This is a genomic window from Nocardia sp. CNS-044, from assembly GCF_059570515.1.
This window is the reverse complement of record NZ_JCANSX010000010.1, coordinates 335,742-360,355: the sequence shown is the minus strand read 5'-3', so window position 1 is coordinate 360,355 and position 24,614 is coordinate 335,742. Positions and strand designations below refer to the sequence as shown.

The following is a 24,614-nucleotide window of genomic DNA, read 5'->3' as shown; positions in this document are numbered from 1 at the left end:
TCTCCTTTCATTCGTCTCGTCCTTCCTCGGAAGGCCCGTCGATCGGCTCGATCTCGTCGGGCGCGAAGTAGAGGTAGCGGCCGTACCACTCGTGCAGGTCGGCGGCCGGGTCGTTCTCGACGACGACTCCGACGTGCACGTCGCCGTCGACGTCCTCGTGCACCGACACCACCCGCGCGAGCTCGCCGTCGTAGAACAGATCGTGGGCGTCGGCGCGCCGCGCCGGGCGCAGACGCACCCGGCTGCCTCGGCTGACCAGCACGCCCGCGACGGCGACCGCGTCGGCATCGGGACGAACGGCGTTGTCGGCCAACGGGTCCCACCAGTCGACACCGTCCGGCACCTCGGGCAGCACGCGCGGCGGGTTCGCCGGTTCGCGCAGCACGCCGTGCAGCCGGTTCAGCTGGTCGGCCGTGGTGGCGTCGCAGCGGTCGACGATCCGCGCCGCGAGCGGATCCGTGGCGCGGGCCTGCTCTTTCTCCTCGTCGGTCATGCCCATCACGCGCAGGGTCAGGATCTCGTCGATCTCGGTCGCGTCGAACAACGGGCCCTCGCTCTGTTCGGCGATCTCCGGGTGGTCGTAGAGGATGATCGGTGAGATCAGCAGCAGACCGTGGTCGCCGGGCGGCCCGGCGAGGACCGGGAAGCAGCGGTGCCTGTCGCACTGTTCGACCGCCGCGGCCGCTTCGGGCGGCGGCTCCAGCAGCGACACGAACTCGCCGCCGTCGAGTTCGGCGATCACATGCGTGCCCAGCAGCGAGTGGGCGAGGGCATCGTCGGAGTTCGGCTGGGCGGCGGCGACATTGCGCACCGTGATCGTGACGCGGTGACAACCGGGCAGCTCGTCGACCGATACCTCGACCCGGCCGTCGAGCGGCCGCCGGGTGCGCACCAGCCGCCCCGCGACAGCGCCCGCGGCGTCGTGCACGTCCTCGGCGTCGACGCCGCCCGGGACGGACACATCGAACACGATGTCCGCCAGCGGGATCGGCCCGCGCTCGATCTCGTGCTCGACCGCCTCGTCCCAGCTGATCAGCATGCGCCCGCCGACATCGAGTTCGGCCACCGGAGTTCCGTGGCGATCTTCGACGGTGCGCCGCTGTAATTGCAGGAACCGGACGCTCAGGACGAGCGTGGAGTCACCGTCGGCGATGACCGGGAACTGTGCGCGCAGCATCGAATCCTCACCGAGACCGGCGTGCGCCGCGCCCTCGGGACCGAGGACGCCGAATTGCCAGCGGCACTGGTTCTTTCGCGCGTTCGCCCGGTACGGGTACAGCAGGTAGCCCTCGTACAGGACCGCGTCGGCGACCGCCCGCGCCCTGGCGCGCGCGGACCGGACCGAGCGAGGGGTGCTCACGTCGACTCCTGGGCCGAGGCGAGCAGCTTGGTCACCGCGTCGTCGTAGCCGAGGAGCCCGCGCTCGTGCTTGTAGGCCGACAGGGCGTCGAGCGTCTCGCGGGACAGCCGGATCCAGCCGGAGTTGGGGAAGTGCGCGGCCATCAGGTCGTGCCACACCGAGACCGGCATGTCGAACTTGTCCTCGCGATCCCACGGCACCTGCTGCACCGCGAAACCGCCCGCGCCCCTGATGAACACGGTGCCGCTGAACAGGAACAGCAACGGCACCGTGCCCTCGCGCAGCGCGTGCAGGTACTTCGATCCCGCGACCTCGAAGTCGTAGGTGCACGGCAACGGCAGATCCACCTCCGCGCCGCCGGTGAACCCGGGAATCGTTGTCGCGCAGTGCATCCAGAGGAACGATCGCTGCGTGTCGTGCCACCGTTCCCGTGCGCCGAAGAGGTCGGTGAGCCCCGCCGCCTCCTCGTCGGTGTAGGAACGGCGGCGCGGTTCGATCCTGACCTGCGCGCGCAGCGCGATGGCGTGCACGGGCTCCTCGTGCAGCGCCGCGATCCCGACGCGCGCCGACAGCGTCGGCGTCGCCGAGTACGGTTCGGGCCGGATGTCCAGGACGCCGAAGGTGATCGAGTAGGCCGGGCTCATCGCGCGCCCCTCTCGGTTCGCGCCCGCGCCGACATCGTGGTGAAGAACTCCTCGATGTAGTGGTGCGCCTCCTGGCCGCCGTCGAACCCGCGCCACAGCAACCGCATCCGGCCGACGAACTCGTAGCAGGCGTCGATGGGCAACAACAGGCAGGCCCTGGGGCGGCCGCGGTGCGGCATGCGGATCAGCAAAGCCTCGACATCGTCGGCCGCGATATCGATCTCCGGGTGCCGGTCCAGGATCGCGCGCCAGCGTGGCAAGGGCAGTTCGGACTCGGTCGCGCCCGCGGGGCTCGGATAGAACGCGACGGTGCGCTCGAGCGTCGAATTGCGGAAGAAGAAGGCCAGACCGACCGGGATCTCGAGCGAGTCCCACTCGTCCTGGTCGATGACCACGTCCGGGAACGACAGGTAGCGGTCCGGCACCGCGCGGTACCGCAATGCGGCGGTCTGGTCGGTGAACAGCAGATAGCAGCCGCGGCAGACGCACATCAGCTGTCTGCCTTCGATATTCACCACGTGCTGGTGGGCTTCGCCGATCGGGTCCGCGCACATCTCGCAGCGCTCGCCCGCCGGTGCGGGCGGTCGCGGCGCGGTCAGGCGGCGCAACACGCCGAACGCCGAGGTCATCCGGGCACCTCCGCGGGCACCGCCACCGACAGCTCACCGGAGCGCACCAGCACCGGCAGCGGTTCGAGGTGCCCGTCGCCGTCGACCCGCGCACCGGCGTGCACCGCGTCGAAATGCGCGCCGCACGCCGGGCAACGCAGCACGGCGTCGCCGACGGGGAAGCCCAGGCGTCGGTGCAGGACCGCGCCCGCCATCGAACGACCGCAGGCGCCGCACCGGTCGCGGTAGACGAACAGTTCGTCGCCGACCCGGCAGGCCAGCACCGGGACACCGGCGACCGCGAACCCGCCGACTTCACCCGCCCCGATCGCCGCCAGTTCGGGGACGGCGATCCAGCTGCCGGACTGCGGGCCGTGCACGCGCGCGAACAACGACTCCGCCGCGATCACCCCCGAGCCCGTCTCCGCGGCCGCCGCGACCACCTCGATCGCCTCGATCTCGGGCGCGGCGGCGCGCACCGCGTCCTCCACGGCCAATTCCAGCGTCACCGACGACGACGGGCAGGTGCGGCAACTGCCCGCCAACTCGAGCCGCACGATCCCGTCCTCGATCTCGATCAGCGAGACGTCGCCGCCGTGCGAACCGAGGTAGGGCCGCACGCTGTCGAGCGCGGTGCGCACCCGCGTCGCCACGTCGTGCGGGTGCAGCCCGTGCACGAGCAGCAGACTCGCGATCAGGTCGTCGCCGGCCAGACGTTCGAGCGCCGCGTCGTCGAGCATGCCGACGATGCGCTCGAGGCCCGCGCCGTAGAGATCGGCGACCTCGCGGACCAATTCCTCGGCCCGCTCCCTGGCCGCGACGCCGCCCACCGAACTCGATTCGAGCAGCGTTTCGATGCGTTCGCCCGCACCGCGCCAGCGATCGTCGTCGACTGCTGCCTCGCCGTGTCCGTTTCCCATCTCCCGCTGCGGGCGCGCCATCCGCTACTCCGGGGTCAGCGTCTGGGCGGGGGAGTGCACTTTCTCCAGCGTCTTTCCCTTGCCGAGATACATGTGCACGCCGCACGGCAGGCACGGATCGAAACTGCGCACGGTGCGCATGATGTCGATGCCCTTGAAATTCTCGCGGTTGTTCTCCTCGAAGATCGCCTGGCCCTGCACCGCGTCCTCGTAGGGGCCCGGTGTGCCGAAGCTGTCGCGCGGGCTGGCGTTCCACGGCGTCGGCGGATACGGGTGGTAGTTGGCGATCTTGCCGTCCCTGATCACCATGTGATGGGAGAGGACGCCGCGTACGGCTTCGGTGAAACCGCACCCGATGCTCTCCTCGGGCACCTCGAACGGCTCCCAGGTCTTGGTGTGCCCGGCCCGGATCTCCTCGATGGCCTTCTCGGCGAAGTGCAGGGCGCAGGCCGCCGCGTAAGCCTGGAAGTAGGTGCGGGCGCGGTCGCGTTCGATGGTGTTGCTACCGACGGACGGAATCTTCCATTCGAGTTCGACCGGCCCCTTCAGTGCGGTCTTGGGCAGGTTGATCTGCACACTGTGCCCGGTCGACTTCACGTAGCCGATGTCGACCAGGCCGGCCAGCGCCGTGGACCACAGCCGTGCCAGCGGTCCGCCGCCGGTGTCCAGCGCCAAGTGGTCGGTGCCGTCGAACCAGCGCGGCGACATCACCCAGCTGTACTTGTCCTCCAAGTCGCGCTTCTGCGGCTTGGGGTTGGTGTGCTGGTTCCACGGGTGGCGCCGATCCACCGGATTGCCCAGCGGATCGGTCTTCACGAATGTCTCCTGGTCGGTCCAGTCGTCGTAATACGAACTGCCCAGCAGGATTCGGATGCCGAGGTTGATGTCGACCAGGCTGGTCGTGAGCAGTTTCCCGTCCACCACCACACCGGGAGTCACGAACATCTTGCGACCCCAGTCCTCCATGTCCTTGTAGGAGAAGTTGCAGAACTCGGGATCCTGGAACGAACCCCAGCAGCCGAGCAACGTGCGGCGCAGACCGACCTTGTCGTAGCCGGGCAGCGCCTCGTAGAAGAAGTCGAACAGATCGTCGTGCATCGGCACGGCCTTCTTCATGAACTCCACGTACCGCATCAGACGCGTCATGTAGTCGGTCATCAGCTGGATGGTGGCGACGGTGCCGACACCGCCCGGATACAGCGTCGACGGATGCACGTGCCTGCCCTCCATGAGGCAGAACATCTCGCGGGTGTACCGGCTGACTTGCAGCGCCTCGCGGTAGAACTCGCCGCTGAACGGGTTCAGCGCGCGCATGATGTCGGCGATCGTCCGGTATCCGTGGCTTTCCGCGTGCGGCGCCTCGGTGCGCTCGGCGCGGGCGAGCACGCCGGGATTGGTCTCGGAGACCATCTTCTCGCAGAAGTCCACGCCGACCAGGTTCTCCTGGAAGATGTTGTGGTCGAACATGTACTCGGCCGCTTCGCCGAGGTTGACCAGCCACTCGCCCAAGTGCGGCGGCTGCACGCCGTAGGCCATGTTCTGGCAGTAACACGAACAGGTGGCGTGGTTGTCGCCGCAGATGCCGCAGATGCGACTGGTGATGAAGTGCGCGTCGCGGGGATCCTTGCCCTTCATGAAGATGGAGTAGCCGCGGAAGATCGACGAGGTGCTGTGACACTCCACGACCTGCTGATTCTCGAAATCGATCTTGGTGTAGATACCCAAGCTGCCGACGATCCGGGTGATCGGATCCCACGCCATCTCCACGAGGGCGTTCGGGTCGATCGTGCGGTGTGACGGCTCCGGAATGATCTGAGTCATCGAAGTCCTCCTACCAGGTGCGCGTCGCGCCGGTTTCCAGCTTCTCGCCGCGGTGCCGCCAGCGCGGCTCCTTGTCCACGGTGCGGCCGGTGACCGAGCGCAGGCTGCGGATCACCGACCCGTACAGTCCAGAGGCCGCCGAGGAGAATTTGCCGCCGGGCGGTTCGTCCATGAACGGCATGAACTTGTCCGGGAAACCGGGCATGGTGCAGCCGATGCAAATACCGCCGACGTTGGGGCAGCCGCCGACGCCGTTGATCCAACCGCGCTTGGGCACATTGCATTTCACGACCGGACCCCAGCAGCCGAGCTTCACGATGCACTTCGGCGATCCGTACTCGGTGGCGAAGTCGCCCTGCTCGTAGTACCCGGCGCGATCGCATCCCTCGTGGACGGTCGCGGCGAACAGCCACTTGGGCCGCAGCGCGTCGTCGAGCGGGATCATCGGCGCCTGGCCGGTGGCCATGTAGAGCAAGTAGGTCAGGGTCTCGGAGAGGTTGTCCGGGTGGATCGGGCACCCCGGCACACAGACGATGGGAATGTCGGCCTTGCTCCGCCACTCCCAGCCGAGGTAGTCCGGCACGCCCATCGCCCCGGTCGGGTTGCCCGCCATGGCGTGGATGCCGCCGTAGGTGGCGCAAGTACCGGCGGCCACGATGGCGGTGGCTTTCGGGGCGAGGCGATCCAGCCACTCGCTGGTCGTCATCGGCTGGCCGGTCTCGGGGTTGTTGCCGAACCCGCACCAGTAACCCTCGGTTTTGAGTTGCTCGTTGGGGATCGATCCCTCGACCACGAGGACGAACGGTTCGAGTTCGCCGCGGTCGGCGCGGAAGAACCATTCCAGGAAATCGTCGGCCCCACCGTTGGGACCGCATTCGAAATCGATCAGCGGCCAATGGACGGCAACCTTGGGGAGACCGGGGAGCGAACCCAGGGCGATCTCCTCGATGCTGGGCTGGGAGGCGGCAGTCAGCGCCACCGAGTCACCGTCACAACTGAGGCCGGCGTTGATCCAGAGAACGTGGATCAGCGTTTCTTCGGCTTTGACTGCTTCTTTAGTCGGCATGAGATGCCACCTTTCGAAGCTGGAGCGCCGCACAGGCTTCTGATTCAGAAAACCGTCCGGAATGTGACACTCGTCACGTCAGTCTAGGCGGGGCTGGAGGCTTCCTCAAGGGACGCCGACGGCGGCGACATCTGTCCGGAAAGCCATGTGTACCAGCTCGGCAAGCCCTCGCCGGTGATCGCGGAGACCGGCATGATCGGCACGCCGGGATTGATCGAGTGCGCGTATTCGGCGCACCGGTCCAGATCGAAATCGACGTAGGGAATCAGGTCGATTTTGTTGACCAACACCAATCCGGCCGCGGCGAACATGTGCGGATATTTCAGCGGTTTGTCCGTGCCCTCGGTCACCGAGAACACCACGACCTTGGCGAGCTCGCCCAAATCGAACAGCGCGGGGCAGACCAAATTGCCGACATTCTCGATGAACAGCAGCGTGCCCGGCGCGGGATCGAGCTCGTCCAGGGCATGCCGCATCATTTCGGCATCGAGATGGCAACCGGCTCCGGTATTGACCTGCACGACCCGGCAGCCCGTCGCCTTGATTCGCTGGGCGTCGAGCAGCGTCTCCTGATCGCCCTCGACGACCGCGACCGGGCGATCGCTGAGATCGCGGATGGTCCGCTCGAGCAGCGTCGTCTTACCGGCTCCCGGCGAGCTGGTGACATTGAGCGCCACGATGCCGCCGCGCCGCAGCCGTTCTCTGTTGTGCTGGGCCAGCCGGTCGTTCTTGGCCAGCACCTTCTGCTCCAACGTCACCGTTTCGGTGATCGGCACGTGCACGTGATCCGCGTGCTCGTGGCCGTGCGCGTCGTCGTGCTCGTGGTGGTGGCCGTGCGCGTGCTGGTGGTCGGGGTCGTGCCGGTGGTCGGGGTCGTGCTCGTGCGGGTGGTCACGCAGGACCGTGATCATGGCTGTCGAGTCGCCGCATCCGCAGGTCGCGCACATGGTTCGCTCACTTCCATCGTTCGGATTCGAAGCTCCCGCCCGGACCTGATCTCGACGTCGGCGCTACCGCACGGACACAGCAGAATCAGGTCGACGAGGGCGAACTCGGCGCCGCAGGAGCGGCAGATCGCGGCGCCGGGCACGGTCTGCACGACCAGCTCGGCGCCGTCCGCCACGGTCTCCTCGGTCGCCAGCTCGAAGCAGAACCGCATCGCCTCGGGCACAATCGCGCACAGCGCGCCGACCTCTACGGTGACGCTGTGCACCCGTCGTCCCGCCGCATGCTCACACACGGCGTCGACGACACTTCGAGTTATCGCCATTTCGTGCATCGTGGCCTCGGCTTTTGGGATATGACCCTTATCGAGGCTACTCCGTGGCACATGGGGCGGAGTCGTATCGGAGAATCCGTTCGCTCGACCTGCGGTGGGGTGGCGGATCGGCGAATCGATAGGTGAGCCGCCCTCACAACTCCTGGGCGATGAGGGAATCCACTAGGTCGTTCAGCTCCGCGACCAGGTTCGCGGCGCCGCTGGCGTGGGCGAGGTTGCGCAGCTCGAGCGGGTCCTCCTGACGGTCGTAGAGCTCGTACTCGAACTCCGCGCGCGGTCCGGACAGGTTCTCCGGTGTGGAGTATCGGGCGAAGCTGTAGCGCGAGGTGATCGCCCCGCGCAGGCAGTAGCCGACGCCGGGCAGCAGACCGCCGCTGGACTTGGCGTCGGAGGTCAGCAGGAGGGCCTCGCGCACCGTTCGACCGGGATCGGCCAGCAGCGGCGTCAGGTCACGGCCCGCGACCGGGCCGAGCGCCTGTGCGGAGGCTCCGGCCAGCGCGGCGAGGGTGGGCACCAGGTCCACGTGCGAGGTCAGGCCGGTGGCGGTCGTCCCGTGGGTGCCGGGACTGCGCGGGTCGGCGATGACCAGCGGCACCCGGTTGTTCTCGCGGTAGATCATCGCCCCCTTCTGCCGAAGTCCGTGCGCGCCACCGAGTTCCCCGTGGTCGGCGACCCGGACCACGACCGTGTCGGCGGCCGCGCCGCTGTCGTCGAGAGCGCCGAGCACCCGGTCGATCAATTCGTCGGTGCGGCGCAACAATTCGAGGTACCAGTTGCCCCACTGCCGCCACTGCCGTTGGGCGAGCGGGGAGGCTGTTTCCTCCGGCATCACGCCGCCGACAATGGAATTCGCTGTGCGCCAAGCGGTTTGCACACGAGGTTTGGTCGACAGGTCGGATTCGAAGTTCGCCGGTACGTCCGCGCCGTAGTCGGGAACGTCTTCGAGCCGGTAGAAGCGCGGGCAGAACATCATGTCGTGCGGGTTGACCATGCTCACCACGCACAGCCACGGCTCGGGAGTGCCCGCGCGTCGCCGCAGCCAGTCCACCGCATGGTCGACGACCCCGGGATCCTCGTGCATTCCCTCGTTCGGCCCGCCGCCGGACAGGATGTCGAGCGCCTCGTCGAACCCGTACCGCGACAGTGCCGTGAGCTCCGTGCCGCCCGGATCGGACAGATGCCATTTGCCGATGTAGGCGGTGCGGTACCCGGCGTCGCGCAGAACCGTGCCGAGCGTGGGGATGGTCGTGTCGAGGTTCGGGCTGAACGCCTCCATCGCGCCGAGCAGCGCCCCCATCGGCTCGCTGCCGCGAACATTGTCGAGCATGCCGGTGACGGGCGCCTGCCGACCGGTGAAGAACGTCGACCGGGCGGGTGAGCACGGCGCGGTCGGGGTGTGGTGCATGGCGAAACGCACTCCCGTAGACGCTATTCGGGCACGTGCGGGCAGGGTGAATCCCGGCGGCAACGTGACGTCCGCGCGTTCCTGGTCGGTCATGACGACCAGGATGTTCGGGCGATGCGACGAGGGCGCGGCCACCGTGCGGGGGTTGGGCGCGGCCGCCAGCACGGGCGCCGCGGCCATCATGGCGAGCACCTCGCGGCGGCCGACCATCGTTCGTTCGGGCATGTGGGACACAACCTTTCGCCGACTGCACACGCAATTGACGATATCTTCACTTACGAACGAAAGGTCAGTCAAGCGCCCGGTGCAGCGGCGAGCCCTCCTAGGAGCAGCTGGGGGAGGTGGTCTGGGCGTTGGCGAGCATCTGGCAAGCCCATGCCTTCTGCAGTTTCCAGCGGCCGTTCTCGGCGACGAAGGGGATCACGGACTGGCCCTCGACGGGTGTGCCGTTGACGGACAACGTCGCTCGGGCCTGCATGGTCTCGCCGCCGGTGTACTCCACCTGCGTCACCGTCATGGTGACGCCGTTCTTCGTGGCCGCCTCGGTCACTCGGGCGATCAGATCCGGGTCGTTCTCCGCCCCCTGCACGAAGGTGAGCTTCTGGTCCGCCGGTGTGGCGGGATTCAAGGCGATGCCGAGTCCAGCGTTGAGTTCGGCCGGGCTCGGCAGCGGGACCGGTGGCTTGTCGCTCGCCTGCTGCGTCCTGCTGACGGAGGCGGGCTGGGCGGGGGAGTCGCCGCCCGAATCTCCGCATCCCGCAACGACGATCGCCGCCGCGACGAGGAGAACGCGGGCGCGTGGGAATGGTTGCCTGCGCATGGTCGTTCCTTCCGGCCGTCAGTCGACGCCGACGGCCTTGATGATGTCCAGACGCGCCGCCCGGATCGCCGGTGGGACGGCGCCGAGCAAGCTCAGCGCGACCGCGCCGACCGCGAAGACCAATGCCGCCGCACTCGGCCGGTAGGCCACGTCGATGTTCATGATGTCCACGCTGAGCCGGTCGAAGAAGTACTGGCTCGCCATGCCGAACAACAGCCCGAGGCCGCCGCCGATGATCCCGACGCTCGCCGCCTCGGCCAGCACCATGCCGAGAGTGAGCTTGCGGCTCGAGCCCATCGCTCGCAGCACACCGAGCTCGCGGCGGCGTTCCAGGACCGACAGGGTCAGCGTGGTGAGCAGGGCGATCGCGGCGATGAGCGCGACGATCACCCACAGGGCGTTGCTCACCGCCATGCCCTGCCGGAGGGCGCTTTCGACGCCCGCGGTGGACTCCTCGCTGGAGTACACGTGCACCCGATCCGGCGTGACCGCGCGGATCGACTCGCGAAGCCGGTCGGCATCGGTCCCCGGGGCGCCCTCGACCTGCAAAACGGTCGCCCCCGGCCGGTCGAACCAGTCCCGCATCTGGGCCGAACCCATGCCGGCCGTGCCGGACAGGGTCGTGAAGTACGGCACGACGGCCAGCACTGCGGTGCGCTGTGTTCCGCCCGGCGTGCGCAGCGTGAGCTCGTCACCGACCTCGAGTTCGAGGGTGCGACTCAGATCCCTGGAGAGCACGACGCCGCGTCCGGCGACGATGTCGGCGCGGGTCCGCGGATCGAGGTCGTCGAACAGCGGGCTGGCCGCGTTCTCGCCGAGTCCGTGTAGCGCGATCTTGTGTTCGCCCAGCGTCGCGTACGCGACTTGCCCTTCGCTGACCCGCGCCACGCCCGGAAGTCCGGCGATCGTGGGGGCGAGGTCGTCCGGCAGCGTGGGGCCGGTGGGCAGCTGGTCGGGCGAGTGCGAAGCCACCCAGACGTCGACACCGCCCGCGGGTGTCACCGAATCGCGCACCGACCCGAGCAGATCCCCGTTCGAGCCGGTGATGGTCACGGTGACCGCGACCGCCATGAAGACCGTCATGAGGGTCGCCCAGACCCGCCGCGGCGCGCGCTCGAGCGTCGCCGCAGCCAGCTCGCCCGCGTGGCCGAGACGCCGTGCCACCGCGGTAGCGGCTCGGACCAGCTGCTCGGACAGCGCGAAGCACAGCGTGACGCTCGCGCCGAAGAACATCGACAGCGCGATCCCGGACCACAGGAATTCGCCGAGCCGCAGCACCGCGAGCCCGACCGCGATCGTCACCGACCCGATCGCGGAGACCGCCGCGCCCCACCGCAGCCAGGCCGGAATACGGTCCGCGGTGGACGCGCCGACCGGAGCGAGCGCCTCGACGGGCGACACCTTGTACACCTGCCGCGCGGCGACCGCCGAGGCGGCCACGCTGGTACCGGCCGCGGCGAGGACCGCGACCGGAATCGCGTACAGCGGAAGGATGTACACCGTCCGCGCCTCCACCGACTGCATGAGCGCCGCGGGCAGGGTGCCGACCGCCAGACGGCCGAGTACGGCTCCGAGCGCCGACCCGATCAGGCCGCCGATCGCGCCGACCAAAAACGCCTCGACGAGCAGATCGGCCACCAGCGTCCGCCCGCGGCCGCCTACGGCGCGCAGCATCGAGATGGTCGCCCGGCGTTGGGCGATCGCCATCGTCACCGTGGTGTAGATGAGGAACGCGGCCACGATGAACGCCAGCGCCGCCCCCATCAGCATCATGTACTGCAGTATCCGGATTCCGTTGCCCGCCTGCACCGCTCGCAGGCTCGGCGCGGCCACCACGGCGCGGCCGTCCACCGCGTCCTCGACCGCCGCGCGCACGGCGGCGCCGTCCGCTCCGGCGGCGGGAACGATCAGGACCGAATCGATGCGGTCGGCGTGACCGGTCACCCGCTGGGCGACGGGCAGGGCCGCCAGCACGAAGCGGCCCTCGTTGAGACGCGCCGCCCTTCCGTCGCGCACCACACCGGCGACGGTGACCTCGGTACTGGCCAGCAGGAGTGAATCACCCGCTGCCGCACCGACTCCGGTGCCGACGATGACACCGTTGGGAGTGGCGGCGAGGGCGTTCAGGTGCGTTTGCAGCGCCCGTTGCAGATCGCTTTCCAGCGCGGTGGCGCTCATATCGGTGCCGATCAGCAGCACGTCCCCCGCGGGGGTGGGAACGACGTCGCGCACCATCGGCACGGCGGTGCCGACACCCGGGACTCCGGCGACAGCGGCGTGCACCGCGGCGGGGAACCCGGTGTCGGTGATGCCGGACACCTCCAGGGTCGCGGAGCCGGCCAGGCCGCCGACGAGCCGATCGACGGATCCGGTCAGCGAACCGAAGATGCCGAAGACCGCGACGAGGAACGCCGCCGACACCGCCGTCACCGTCGCCGACGCGAGGGCGCGGCTGCGGTGGACAGCGAACTCGCGAAAGCCGAACAGCCGCCACCGATCGACGACCGTCCTCATCGCGAACCCGCCGCGAGTTCGTCGGTGACGATGCGGCCGTCGGCCAAGCCGATGATCCGATCGGTGGCGGCCGCCGCGTCCGGATTGTGGGTGACCATGGCCACCGCGCGATCCTCGGCGTGCGCGATGTCGGCGAGCAAGGCCAGGATGTCGGCGCCGGTCTTGGAGTCCAGATTGCCCGTCGGTTCGTCGGCCAGGATCAGCGGCGGATCCATCATCAGCGCCCGCGCCAGGGCCACCCGCTGCATCTGGCCGCCGGACAGTTCCGCGGGGCGGTGCTCGGCGCGGTCGCCGAGGCCGACGAGATCCAACAGCTCCAGTGCTCGGGTGCGGGCGGCGCGCAGCCGGGTGCCGTCCAGCAGTCTCGGTACGGCGACGTTCTCCCACGCGGACAGCGTCGGAAGCAGATTGAAGAACTGGAACACGAATCCCACGTGGTGACGCCGGAATCGGGACTGCCGGTCGTCGTCGAGGTGCGCGAGCTCCTCGTCGCGGAACCGAATGGAGCCCTCGTCCGGGCGATCCAGCGCGCCGAGCAGGTGCAGCAGGGTGCTCTTGCCAGCGCCGGACGGGCCGACGATCGAGACGAACTGTCCCGCTTCCATTTTCATGCTCACACCATCGAGTGCGCGCACGCTCTGGCTGCCGAGGTGATAGGTACGGACGACGTCGCTCAACGCGAGCACTCGCACCTCCCGGCCGCCGCGACAGCTCCCGGTGTCATCGGCCCGCCGATCCGGTCATCGCCTCGAGCTTGTGCATCGAGTCGGTGAGCAGTTGCCTGGCGTCCCGCTCGATCACCTGCCCGAGCTGGCCGTTCACCATCGGGCCCGCGAAATCGCCCGCGATGGTCAGGCTGCAGCCGCCGGGGATGCGCTGGATCCCGAAGCTGAACTCGCACGACACCCCAGCGGGGCTGCTTCCCGAGAACACCAGCTGCATAGGCGGTTTGAACGCGGTGATGGTCAGCTCCAGCCGGTGCGTCATGCCGAGCATGCGGATGCTCTGCACGAGTGTGGAGTTCACGGTCATGTGTTCGGGCGGGTCTTCCAAAAAGCCGTCGTGCATCATGAACCAATCGCCCCAGGTGCCGGTGTCGGCGATGATCGAGTAGATCTGCGTGGCGCTGACGTCCAGCTCTTGCGTTATCTCGAAGCCGGCCATTAACCCCTCCCAAAGGTATTTCGCCGAGCGTGGGGGGATACGAAGCCCCCCAATGTGACAGTACGCGCCGGTCCCCGTGACGCGTCGGGCATGCCCGGACTCGGCGCTTCACGGCGCGAATGAATCGAGGATTACATATGGGACCGCAGCGTGCTAGTGACTGGCGGTAACAGTAACGAAAAACTAATGGCATGAAGGCGTTATGGAATAGCGCGAAGCTATCGCCGAAAGCGTCGCCGGGATCCGTTGCGGACGGCGAAAACTGGTGTTAGATTCGTCGCGACATCGGGGTCCGACGCGTGGACCGTCGATCTTGCCGACGCTGTGGGGGTATCCTTTCCGGCGCCGGACGTGGTGGGGAAAGATTTCCGGGATTCTTCTCTCGCATGGGGTCATGTTCATTCACTTGTGCCGATAGGGCATGGATTATCGATACGGGGGCGTTTATGACGCGCGATTCTTTTTCGGACGATTCTGTCGGCATCGTGGGAATGGCATGCAGGTTTCCTGGTGGAATCGATTCGCCAGAATCCTTGTGGCAGTTCCTGGTCGCGGGAAAGCACACCTCCAGCAAATTCCCCGGTGACCGGGCGATGACCGAGCTGGCGGACATGGCGTCGCCCGAGGTCGCCGCCGCGATGGCGCCGATGGGCGGATTCATCGACGAGCCGGGGCAATTCGATCCGGAGTTCTTCGGAATCAGCCCACGCGAGGCGAAGGCCATGGATCCGCAGCAGCGGATGGTCCTCGAAACCGCCTGGCAGGCAATCGAAGACGCGCGGATCGACGCCGATCGGTTGCGCGGCAGCGACACCGGCGTCTACATCGGCGCGATGGGCGGCGACTACGCCTACCTCATTCCAGGACAAAAGGATCTCGACCCGGGCTATGTGTCGCTCGGCGTCAGCCAGAGCGTGCTGTCGGGACGCGTTTCCTACATCCTCGGCCTGCAAGGCCCGACGATGAGCGTGGACACGGCCTGCTCGTCCTCGCTCGTCGCGATGCACCTGGCCGCGCGGGCGCTGAAGTCCGGCGAATGCTCTCTCGCGCTGGCCGGCGGCGTCTCGATCATGTCCACGCTCACCGGCTTCTACGCGCTCGGCCAGCACGGCGCCATCTCCAAGGAAGGCCGAAGCAGGCCCTATTCCGCCGACGCGGACGGATTCTGCATGTCCGAAGGCGTGGCGGTCCTTGTGCTGGAACGGCTTTCCGACGCGCGGCGCAACGGTCACGAAGTGCTGGCCGTGCTGCGCGGCGGCGCGATCAACCAGGACGGAGCGACGAAGGGGCTCACCGTCCCGAGTACCGAGGCGCAGCGCAAACTGATCGGCGCGGCGCTGGCCGACGCCGGCCTCGGGCCGGACGACATCGACATGGTCGAGGGGCACGGCACCGGTACGCCGGTGGGCGATCCGATCGAATTGGCCGCGCTGTTCGACACTTTCGGCCCGCGGCGCCCGGACGGCAAGCCGTTGCTGCTCGGCTCGATCAAAGGCAACTTCGGACACACCCAGGCCGCCGCGGGTGCGGCGGGTGTCATCAAGGTCGTCGAGTCCATGCGCCGCGCGGCTGTGCCTGGCACCGTCAATTTCGCCGAACCGACCTCGGCCGTCGACTGGTCGAGCGGCGCCATCGAGGTCCCGGTCGAGACCGTGGCCTGGCCGGAGCGTGACCGGCCGCGCCGGGCGGGCGTGTCGTCGTTCGGCATCGCGGGCACCAACGCCCACGTCATTCTCGAACAGGCCCCGCCCGCGCCCGCCGAACCGGCGCGACCCGCCGACGCGGCGTTGCCTACCGCCGTCTTGCCGGTCTCGGGCCGGACGCCGGAAGCCCTGGCCGCCCAGGCGGGCGCGCTCGCCCGCCATATCAAGGACCATCCCGAGTTCGGGCTGCACGACCTCGGTTACGCACTCGGCACGACCCGGACCGCGTTCGAGCATCGCGCGGTCGTGCTCGGCGCCAATCGCGTCGACGCGCTCGCCGGACTCGCCGCGGTGGCGGAAAGCCGACCGGTGGGCCCGATTCGTGGGCAGTCGCTGCCCGATCGCCGGGTGTGCTTCGTGTTTCCCGGTCAGGGCGCGCAGTACGCGGGAATGGGCGCGCGGCTGATGCGCGAGTCCCCGGTGTTCGCCGCCGAGATTCGCGCCTGCGAAGAAGCGTTCGCCGAGTTCGTCGACTGGTCGTTGACCGATGTGCTGAACGAGGTCGACGGCGCGCCGACGCTCGACCGTGTCGACGTGGTGCAGCCCGCGCTGTTCGCGACCATGGTGGCGCTGGCGGCGCTGTGGCGGTCGGTCGGCATCGAACCCGAAGCGGTACTGGGCCATTCGCAGGGCGAGGTGGCCGCGGCGTATGTGGCGGGCGCGCTCTCGCTCGCCGATGCCGCGCGGATCGTGACCATGCGCAGCAAGCCGTTGCGCGCGCTTCCCGGGTCCGGCGGCATGGCATCGATCAACGCACCGGCGGCGCGGGTGCGCGAGCTCATGAGCGGCGTCGAGGACATCCATATCGCGGCGATCAACTCGCCCGCCACCACGGTGATCGCCGGTGGGGCCGAGGCGGTCGCGCGAGTCGTCGCGGCGGCGGAGCGGGACGGTCTGCGCGCCAAGATCATTCCGGTCGACTACGCCGCGCACACCGATCACGTGGACCCGCTGCGCGAGCAGCTCGAGGCCGCCGTGCGCTCGGTCTCGCCGCGCTCGGCCCCGATCCGCTTCTTCTCGACCGTGACCGCCGACGAGTTGGACACCGCGAACCTGGGTCCGGAGTACTGGTTCCGCAATCTGCGCGAGCCCGTCCAATTCGACGAGGGACTGCAGGCCGCCTTCCAGTCCGGATACAACGCCTTCATCGAGATGAGCGTCAATCCGGTCCTCACCTCGGCCGTGCACGAGTCGCTCGATCATGTCGGGCCGTTCGCCGAGTCCTGCTTGATCGTCGGCTCGCTGAAGCGCGAGGACGCCGGCATGGAGCGCTTCCTCACCTCGGTCGCCGAAGCCCACGTCAAGGGTGTCTCGCCCGACTGGTCGCGGCTCTACCCGGCGGGCGCCGCGCGGTCGGTTCCCCTGCCCACCTACGCCTTTCAGCGTCAGAAGTACTGGCTGTCGAGCGTCGCGGGTTCCGGCGGCGGCAAGCCGAGCGGGCTGGGTCTGGCCGATGCCGGGCATCCCCTGCTGGGCGCCGTCGCCGAGAACCCCGGCGCCGACCGATTCCTGTTCAGCACCCGCCTTTCGCTGGCGACGCACGGCTGGCTGGCCGATCACGCGCTGCACGGCAACGTCCTCGTTCCCGGCGCGATGCTGCTCGAACTGGCCCTGCACGCGGGCGACAAGCTCGGCACCCCGCGGGTGGCGAAGCTGACCATGTACACGCCGGTGACGCTGCCCGCCGAAGGCGCGGTGCAGCTCCAGCTGACCGTCGGCGAGCTCGAGCGATCCGGACGCAGGAAGGTCGCGATCTACTCGCGGCCGGAGAACACCGACGAGGCGCCGGGGCAGGTCGAGTGGAGTCTGCACGCCGACGGCCAGCTCAGCGCGGCGGGCAAGCCCGACGACACCGAGGCGCCCGGCCTGGAACTCTGGCCGCCGGTCGGCGCGCAGTCGGTGGTCGAGCCCGCGAACGCGTACCAGACCCTGGCCGCCCTCGGCTACCAGTACGGTCCGGTCTTCCAGGGCATGAAGGCGGTCTGGAAGCGGGGTGAAGACGTTTTCGCCGAAGTCGCGCTGCCCGAGCAGGTTCCGGACGCGGACAAGTACGGCCTGCATCCGGCGCTGTTGGACGCCGCGATGCAGTCCGTCGCCGCCTCCGCGGCGCTGCTGCCGTCCGAACCGGGCAGCCTGGCCCTGCCGTTCGCGTGGGAACGGGTGGAGCTGCGTGCCGTCGGCGCCCGCGCACTGCGCTGCAAACTGACACCGGCGGGCGCGGATCGGGTGCGGTGGGTGCTCGCCGACACGACCGGCAAGGTGGTCGCCGCGGGCACGTTGCAGGTTCGCTCGGTGTCCGTCGGCAAGCTCGCCACCCGCGGGCTGGCGGAACGGCAGGACTCGTTGTTCGGCGTCGAGTGGCTGGCCACTCCCGTGCAGCGGGTGAACTTCGCCGCGGCCCAGGGTGAATGGGTGATCGTCGGAGAGCCTCCGCTCGGCATCTCGGGCGAGGCGGAACTTCCGTCGTATCCCGATCTCGACGCGTTGCGCGCGGACATGGCGGCGGGCGCCGCGGCGCCGAAGGTCGTGCTGCTGCCGCGCATGGCGGCGTCCGTGGGCGGTGAGCCGGGCGCGCACCTGAACCAGATGGTGCGCTCCGAACTGGCGGCGGTGCTGAAACTGGTGCAGGAGTGGCTCGCCGACGAACGCTTCACCGAGACGAAACTGGTCGTCCTCGCGCGCGGCGTGCAGTCGGTCGGCGCCGCCGAGGACATCTCCGACATGGTCGGCGCGACCGTCTGGGCGCTGGTGCGCAGCGCCCAGTCCGAGTATCAGGACCGCATCGTGCAGATCGACGTGGACGAAGCCGGGATCTCGCTCGGGCAGATCGCCGCGGCGCTGCACACCGACGAACCCGAGCTGGCCGTGCGCCGCGGCGACTTCTACGCCCGCCGGATCCGCTCGGGACTCGAATCCGCGGTGGCGCAGGGGACTCGGCTGGCCGGTCCGTGGCGGCTCGAGATCCCGGCTTCCGGCAATCTCGACGACATTGCGCTGTCCGAGTCGGCCGAACCCGACGGCTCCGCGCTCGCGCCGGGAACCGTCGTCGTCTCGGTCCGGGCGGCCGGGTTGTCCTTCCCGGTCGCGTTGACCGGCCTCGACGCACCCGCCGGACGGCCCGCTCGCCTGGTGCACGAAGCGGCGGGCGTGGTTGTCGCGACGGCGCCGGACGTCACCCGATTCGCGCCCGGCGCACGGGTTTTCGGCTTGTTCGGCGAGATCGCCGCGACAGCGGTCGTCGATCAGCGACTGCTCGCGCCGGTCCCCGCCGCGTGGTCGTTCGCGCAGGCGGCCGCCGCGCCGGTCGGCTATGTGACGGCGCTGCACGCGTTGCGCGATGTCGCGGGCGCCCGCCGCGGGGAGAAGGTGCTCGTCCACGCGGCCACCGGCGGCGTCGGCATGGCCGCGCTGAACATCGCCGCGCATCTGGGCTTGGACAGCTACGCCACCGCGGCCGAGCCGAAGTGGGACGCGTTGCGGGGGATGGGCTTCGGCGACGACCGGATCGCGGACTCGCGATCCGACGGGTTCGCCGCGCGGTTCGCCGCCGCGGGCGGCTTCGACGTCGTACTCGATCTGCTGCCGGACACATTCACCGAGCACTCCCTCGGATTGCTCGGCGGTGCCGGCAGATTCGTCGAGATCGCCAGGGACGTCGTCCGCGATCCCGACGAGGTGCGCGCCGCGCACGGAACCGACTACGCCTCCTTCGAGCTGGGCGATCTGGCCGTGGACACGCTGGCCGGTCTGCTCGCCGAGCTCGCCGACCTGTTCGAGCGCGGCGACCTCGCGCCTTTGCCGCTGACCCGCTTCGACGTTCGCCATGCCGCGACCGCCGTCCGGTATCTCAGCGAGGCCGAGCACATCGGCAAGGTGGTGCTCACCTGGCCGAAGCCCTTCGATCCGGACGACACGGTGCTGATCACCGGTGGGACGGGGACCATCGGCGCCATCATCGCCCGCCACTTGGTCTCGGCGTATGGCGCAAGGCATCTGATCCTGACCAGCCGCAGCGGGGAGCAGGCCGAAGGGGTCGCCGAACTGGTCGCCGAGCTCGCCGAAGCGGGGGCCCGGGTCACCGTCGCACAATGCGACGCCGGTGATCGCGACGCCTTGCGGGCGGTGCTCGACGCCGTGCCCGCCGACCATCCCCTCGGCGCGGTGATCCATCTGGCGGCCGCACTCGCCGACGCGACCTTCGACGCGCTCACCGACGAGCACCTGGACAAGGTCCTGCCCGCCAAGGCCGGCGGCGCGTGGTACCTGCACGAGCTGACCGAAGGCGCGGACCTGTCGATGTTCGTGCTCTTCTCCTCGGCCGCGGGCACTTTCGGCAACGCCGGTCAAGCCAACTACGGTGCGGCCAACGTCTTCCTGGACACCCTGGCCCGGCACCGCTACCACCGCGGGCTGCCCGCCACGTCGATGGCCTGGGGCTGGTGGTCCGAGGACACCTCCAACACCGGCAAGCTCGACGAGAAGGATCGAGCCCGGCTGCGCAGGATGGGCGTGACCCCGATCCCGACCGGCCAGGCACTCGCACTGTTCGACGCCGCACTGCAGACTGGCAGGCCGAACGTGCTGCCGATCGGGATGGACCTGTCGCTGCTGCGGGTGGCCGCCTCGGTGGCCGAACTGCCACCGTTCTTCCGGGCGCTGCTGCACACGAGGCCGCGCGCCACCCAGCAGATGGGCGACGCGTCGCAGCTGGCCAAGCGGCTGTCGGGCCTGAGTCCGGCCGAGCAGCACGAGGTGGTGGTCGAGTTGCTCAAGACCCCGATCTCGATGGTGCTCGGCTACTCCTCACCCGACGCCGTACAGCCGGATCGCGAATTCACCGAGCTGGGCATCGACTCGCTCAGTTCCATCGAACTCGGCGCGCACCTGAGGGCGATGACCGGTGTGAAGCTGGCGAATTCGGTGATCTTCCAGTATCCGACGGTGAACCTGCTGGCCAGGCATGTGCTCGAACAGGTCACCCCGCAGGACGCGGAACTCAGCGACCCGATCGTCGCCGAGGTGGAGATGCTGCTCGATCGGCTGGCGGCGCTGCACGAGGACCGCGAGGTCCCCGAGGATCTGCTGCGCCGCCTCACCACCGCGGTCGGCCGGATCGGCGCCGTCAGTGGCGCGGTGCTGTGAACGCAGTACTCGCCGTCAGCGACCTGCACCTCGGTCATCCCGGCAACCGGGACCTGCTCGACCGCATCCGGCCCACCTCGCGCGGTGACTGGTTGATTGTGGCGGGCGACGTCGCGGAGAAGCCCGAAGCACAGCGGCGGGCACTGTCCACGCTGCGCGAACGATTCGAGAAAGTCGTGTGGGTCCCCGGCAATCACGACCTGTGGACCACCGCGCGCGATCCGGTCTCGCAGCGCGGCGAGGGACGATATCGGCGCCTCGTCGAGATCTGCCGGGAGATCGACGTGGTGACGCCGGAGGATCGGTATCCGGTATGGACCGGTCCCGGCGGACCAGCTGTGCTCGCGCCGATGTTCCTGCTGTACGACTACACCTTCCTGCCCCGAGGGACGCGGACCAAGGACGAAGGCCTGGCGCTGGCCGAGGCCCGGGGCACGGTGGCGACGGACGAGCAGCTGCTCGACCACGCGCCGCACGAGTCGCGGGAGCAGTGGTGCCGACGGCGCGTGGAGTACACACGTCGCAGGCTCGACGCCCTCGATCCCGCGGTGCCGCTGGTGCTGATCAACCACTTCCCGCTGATCCGCGGGCCGGTCGAGCGGCTGCTGCGTGCGGAGTTCGCGATGTGGTGCGGCACCGAGCTCACCGCTGAATGGCATCGCCGCTACAACGTGCGGTGCGTGGTGTACGGGCACCTGCACATCCGCAGGACCGACTACTTCGACGGGGTGCGGTTCGAGGAGGTCTCCGTCGGCTATCCGCGCGAATGGCGAACGCGTGGTCTGCCCGATCCGCTGTTGCGCCAGATCGTTCCGGAGCCCGCGGATCTCGCGCGTCCGGCCGGTCGTCTCGGTCGGCGCTCCGCCGATCGAGCCTTGCGGCTGGCGCGCTCGATGGCCCGCCGTACTTCGGTCGGCAAGTGAGGAGGCGACGATGACCGAGATCAGTGATACCAGAACCACATTCGAGCAGGCGCTCGGCGTGGACCAACCCGCCCTTCGGCAGTTGAGCCCCGCTCGGCTCGCCGATCTGCTCATGCTGGTCCAGGGCGCGCCGCAGCGGGATCGCGCCGCGGCCGACACCGAGCTGCGCGAACGGCTTCAGCGCATGCCGTGGGGCGCCCGCGTCGTCGTGCGCGCGGCGCTGCTGGGGAGGCGGCGATGAGCGCCCGCGCGACCGCGATCCAGCTGCGAAAGCTGGCCGACCTGCTGCACGTGCCGGTGGAGCGCATCGACTATCTGGAACCCCTCGGGGCCCGCGAGGTCGCGGCGCTGCGCGAACACATCGCCCGCTACCTGCACGGCCGCTACCCGGAGTCCTACCGGCGGATCATCCGGCTCGGCCGACTCGCGCCGCTGCGGTTGGGCGTCCCGTTCGCGACCCGTGTCCTGCCCCCGCGCATGCTCGGCCGGTCGCTCAGCGGCGGAGTGCTGGCGGGCCGAGGCGCGAAATCGACCGCGATGCTGACCGGCGTGCGACCGGAGGTGCTCGCGGACGCGGCGCCGTACCTGGATCCCGCGGTGATCGCGACACTGCTCGAGATCACGCCGCCAGAGGTGGTCGGCGGCGTCGTCAACGAACTCATGACACGCGAGGACTTCGACACCGCCGACCTCTTCGCGGATCAGATCACCGGGTTGCTCATGGGCGCCCAGCACTCCACCGCTCCCGAGCGGCCGCGCGACCACGCGGCGCCGCACGGACGGTGGCGAATACTGCGCGGGAGGGGACCAGCGTGACCACAGCTCAGCACGACAGCTACGAAGTCGTCGTCATCGGGGCCGGATTCGCGGGCCTGTGCGCGGCGATCAAGCTGCGGCAAGCCGGAATCCACGATTTCCTCGTGGTCGACAAGGCCGACGACATCGGCGGCGTCTGGCGGGACAACACCTATCCCGATGTCGGCGTGGACGTTCCGACCTGGGGCTACAGCTTCTCGTTCGAGCCCAATCCGGACTGGGCGTACGTGTACGCCAAAGGTCACGAGATGAAGGCCTACGCCGATCACTGCGCCGAGAAGTACGGCGTCCGAGCGCATTTGCGGCTCGGCACCGAGGTCCTCGCCGCGGCGTTCGACGAGGACGAGCACTCGTGGCGGCTGGAGACCAGTCGCGGCGTAGTGCGCGGAAGGTATCTCATCGTCGCCTACGGCGGCCTCGGCCGACCGAAAGTCCCGGCGATCGACGGTCTCGACACGTTCGCGGGCCCGGTGATCCACAGCGCCCGCTGGGATCACGGCTATTCGCCCGCGGGCAGGAGGATCGGCCTGATCGGCACCGGGTCGTCGGCGGTTCAGATCATTCCCGAACTCGCCGATCGCGCCGAGCGGCTCGTCATCTTCCAGCGCACGCCGATCTGGGTGATACCCAAGCCCGATTTCCGCATACCCACGATCGTCCGGCGCGCCTTCCGTGCCGCGCCCTGGCTGCTGCGCCCGGTGCGCTGGGCGGTGCTCGTCTGGCTCGAACTCATCTACACCTGTATCTTCCGTTTCAAACTCCCCGCCTTCATGACCTTGCTGCAGGGTATGTCGCTGCTCACGATGCGCGTGCAGATTCGCGACCGCGCGCTGCGGGAAAAGCTCAGGCCCCATTACGGTTTCGGGTGCAAGTTCCTGACGCTGTCGAACAGGTACTACCGCACCTTCGCCCGCGATCACGTCGAACTCGTGTCGGACGACATCGTCGCGGTGACCGAGAACGGAATCACCACCGCCGACGGACGGCACCACGCGATCGACTCGTTGATCCTGGCCACCGGATTCGAGGTGCTGGAGCGCTCCAATCAACCGAAGTTCCCGATCACCGGAGTCGGCGGCGCCGATCTCGGTACGTTCCTGGACACCAATCCCAAAGGCCACTACGAGGGCGTGACATTGCCCGGCTGGCCGAACTGTTTCACCGTGCTCGGTCTCTACGCCCAGACCGGCACGTTCTTCGGCAGCGTCGAGGACTCGGTCGACCACGCGATCCGCTGCGTCACGGAGGCTCGTGGGCGCGGCGCGACCCGCGTGGCGGTGAAACCCGAACCCTACGACCGCTACGTGCGGGAGATGATCGAGCGGCAACAGTCCTCGGTCTTCTACCACTCCAATTGCGAAGGCGTGCACACCTGGTACTTCGACGCGCGCGGCGATACCCCCCTGTTCCGTCCGACGAGCAGTGCCGAGGCGCGGCGCCGCGTGCGGAGCGTCTCGCTCGACCATTACGACTTCACCTCGGTCGCCGAACGTGACCGCGACGACCGCGAGCGGGAGGCTTCATGACCACGCCATCGATCCGTGATGTTTCCGAGACAGCACGGTGGGTCGCGGTATACCGGGCCATGGAGTCGGCGCGGCCGGACGCCCTGTTCGACGATCCGCTCGCGGCCACTCTCGCCGGGTCGGCAGGGGAGAGCCTGGCCTCGTCGAACATCCTGCCTCCCGGCGCGCGCAACCACTGGCCGACGGTCGTGCGGACCAAGCTCGTCGACGACATCGTGGTCGAGTCGCTCGCTCGCGGGTGCGATCGGGTGATCAACCTCGGCGCGGGCCTGGACACGCGCCCCTACCGGCTGCGCCTGCCCGACGAGCTCACCTGGCACGAGGCGGATCTGCCCGAGTTGATCGCGTACAAGTCGGCCCAGCTGGCGGACCGTGATCCGCACTGCCGCTTGCTGACCCGCGCCGTCGACGTCACCGACCGGACGGCGTGCGCGGAGTTCCTCGCCGAGGCCGCCGCGGGCGCTCGCTCGGTGCTCGTGCTGACCGAAGGACTGCTGCCCTACCTCGAACCGCGGCAGGTCCGCGTGTTGTCGGACACGTTGCGGGAAACGGGAATTCGCTGGTGGGTGCTGGACCACTGGTCACCCGTGATGCTGCGCGCGGTGAATCTGACCATGGGCCGCCAACTCGGCTCCGCGCGTTGGCGTTTCGCGTCCAGTCTGGACTTCTACGACGGCTGGTCGGTCGACGTGGCTCGCTCGACCTTCCGCGCGGCCGCGCGGTGGAAGCGGGCGCCGCTACAGTTCCGTCCTTGGCGGTGGGTACCGGAGACCGGATTGCGTCGACAGCCCGAACGCTCCCGTTCCTGGTGCGGTGCGGTGCGATTGGCGAACTCGCGGTGGCAGGACGCCGCATGAGTGAGCGAATCATGTGCGAGCGTGCCGCACGCACGTCGGAACCGAG

General features: G+C 68.9%; 19 protein-coding genes. 6 read left to right on the top strand and 13 right to left on the bottom strand.

The genetic code is table 11. The annotated features are described in order from the left end of the window. Nucleotides 1–7: 7 nt before the first annotated feature. From T333_RS27580 to T333_RS27520, 13 genes are all read right to left on the bottom strand, one after another. The gene (locus T333_RS27580) at nt 8–1,360 is read right to left on the bottom strand and encodes a hypothetical protein (protein ID WP_496426310.1); all 1,353 of its coding nucleotides are present in this window, start codon (nt 1,358–1,360) and stop codon (nt 8–10) included. Continuing rightward, nucleotides 1,357–2,004 carry a DUF6084 family protein gene (locus T333_RS27575; RefSeq protein WP_355003549.1) on the bottom strand — a complete coding sequence of 216 codons (648 nt, stop codon included), beginning with the start codon at nt 2,002–2,004 and terminating at the stop codon, nt 1,357–1,359. Before T333_RS27575 ends, T333_RS27580 begins: the two co-directional genes overlap by 4 nt. Then, nucleotides 2,001–2,633 (bottom strand): DUF5947 family protein, encoded by a 633-nt coding sequence (locus T333_RS27570; RefSeq protein ID WP_357246791.1) that lies wholly within the window; start codon nt 2,631–2,633, stop codon nt 2,001–2,003. The genes T333_RS27575 and T333_RS27570 overlap by 4 nt, the downstream gene beginning before the upstream one ends. Beyond that, nucleotides 2,630–3,553 carry a NifU family protein gene (locus tag T333_RS27565; protein ID WP_355003547.1) on the bottom strand — a complete coding sequence of 308 codons (924 nt, stop codon included), beginning with the start codon at nt 3,551–3,553 and terminating at the stop codon, nt 2,630–2,632. Before T333_RS27565 ends, T333_RS27570 begins: the two co-directional genes overlap by 4 nt. 3 nt (nt 3,554–3,556) lie before the next feature. Continuing rightward, complete coding sequence (locus T333_RS27560) at nt 3,557–5,353, bottom strand: nickel-dependent hydrogenase large subunit (protein WP_357246797.1); 1,797 nt, start codon at nt 5,351–5,353, stop codon at nt 3,557–3,559. A gap of 10 nt (nt 5,354–5,363) precedes the next feature. After that, the gene (locus tag T333_RS27555; protein ID WP_355003545.1) at nt 5,364–6,419 is read right to left on the bottom strand and encodes an NADH-quinone oxidoreductase subunit B family protein; all 1,056 of its coding nucleotides are present in this window, start codon (nt 6,417–6,419) and stop codon (nt 5,364–5,366) included. Between the two features lie 83 nt (nt 6,420–6,502). Continuing rightward, nucleotides 6,503–7,366 (bottom strand): hydrogenase nickel incorporation protein HypB, encoded by an 864-nt coding sequence (gene hypB, locus T333_RS27550; RefSeq protein WP_496426309.1) that lies wholly within the window; start codon nt 7,364–7,366, stop codon nt 6,503–6,505. Continuing rightward, nucleotides 7,327–7,698 (bottom strand): hydrogenase maturation nickel metallochaperone HypA/HybF, encoded by a 372-nt coding sequence (locus T333_RS27545; protein WP_355003543.1) that lies wholly within the window; start codon nt 7,696–7,698, stop codon nt 7,327–7,329. The genes hypB and T333_RS27545 overlap by 40 nt, the downstream gene beginning before the upstream one ends. Nucleotides 7,699–7,831: 133 nt before the next feature. Then, on the bottom strand, nt 7,832–9,328 hold the full coding sequence (locus T333_RS27540; RefSeq protein WP_496426308.1) for a sulfatase family protein: 1,497 nt from the start codon (nt 9,326–9,328) through the stop codon (nt 7,832–7,834). A 97-nt stretch (nt 9,329–9,425) separates the two neighbouring features. Then, a complete protein-coding gene (locus T333_RS27535) occupies nt 9,426–9,923 on the bottom strand; it encodes a WKL family lipoprotein (protein ID WP_355003541.1) in 498 nt (165 codons plus the stop codon). An 18-nt stretch (nt 9,924–9,941) separates the two neighbouring features. Next, complete coding sequence (locus tag T333_RS27530; protein ID WP_496426307.1) at nt 9,942–12,437, bottom strand: ABC transporter permease; 2,496 nt, start codon at nt 12,435–12,437, stop codon at nt 9,942–9,944. Further along, entirely contained in the window at nt 12,434–13,123 is a 690-nt protein-coding gene (locus T333_RS27525; protein WP_355003539.1) for an ABC transporter ATP-binding protein, read from the bottom strand. The genes T333_RS27530 and T333_RS27525 overlap by 4 nt, the downstream gene beginning before the upstream one ends. Nucleotides 13,124–13,157: 34 nt before the next feature. Next, entirely contained in the window at nt 13,158–13,601 is a 444-nt protein-coding gene (locus T333_RS27520) for a type II toxin-antitoxin system Rv0910 family toxin (RefSeq protein WP_355003538.1), read from the bottom strand. A 386-nt stretch (nt 13,602–13,987) separates the two neighbouring features. Here T333_RS27520 and T333_RS27515 point away from each other — a divergent pair, with 386 nt between their 5' ends. Genes T333_RS27515 through T333_RS27490 form a run of 6 tightly spaced genes read left to right on the top strand, consistent with a single transcriptional unit; the run spans nt 13,988 to nt 24,568 of the window. After that, nucleotides 13,988–20,446 (top strand): SDR family NAD(P)-dependent oxidoreductase, encoded by a 6,459-nt coding sequence (locus T333_RS27515; protein WP_496426306.1) that lies wholly within the window; start codon nt 13,988–13,990, stop codon nt 20,444–20,446. Next, complete coding sequence (locus tag T333_RS27510; RefSeq protein ID WP_355003536.1) at nt 20,443–21,369, top strand: metallophosphoesterase family protein; 927 nt, start codon at nt 20,443–20,445, stop codon at nt 21,367–21,369. The genes T333_RS27515 and T333_RS27510 overlap by 4 nt, the downstream gene beginning before the upstream one ends. Before the next feature lie 10 nt (nt 21,370–21,379). Continuing rightward, nucleotides 21,380–21,610 (top strand): hypothetical protein, encoded by a 231-nt coding sequence (locus tag T333_RS27505; protein WP_355003535.1) that lies wholly within the window; start codon nt 21,380–21,382, stop codon nt 21,608–21,610. Beyond that, on the top strand, nt 21,607–22,185 hold the full coding sequence (locus T333_RS27500) for a hypothetical protein (RefSeq protein WP_496426305.1): 579 nt from the start codon (nt 21,607–21,609) through the stop codon (nt 22,183–22,185). The genes T333_RS27505 and T333_RS27500 overlap by 4 nt, the downstream gene beginning before the upstream one ends. Continuing rightward, complete coding sequence (locus T333_RS27495; protein WP_355003533.1) at nt 22,182–23,711, top strand: flavin-containing monooxygenase; 1,530 nt, start codon at nt 22,182–22,184, stop codon at nt 23,709–23,711. The genes T333_RS27500 and T333_RS27495 overlap by 4 nt, the downstream gene beginning before the upstream one ends. Next, nucleotides 23,708–24,568, top strand: coding sequence for a class I SAM-dependent methyltransferase (locus tag T333_RS27490; RefSeq protein ID WP_496426304.1), 861 nt, complete (start codon nt 23,708–23,710; stop codon nt 24,566–24,568). Before T333_RS27495 ends, T333_RS27490 begins: the two co-directional genes overlap by 4 nt. Nucleotides 24,569–24,614: the final 46 nt, after the last annotated feature.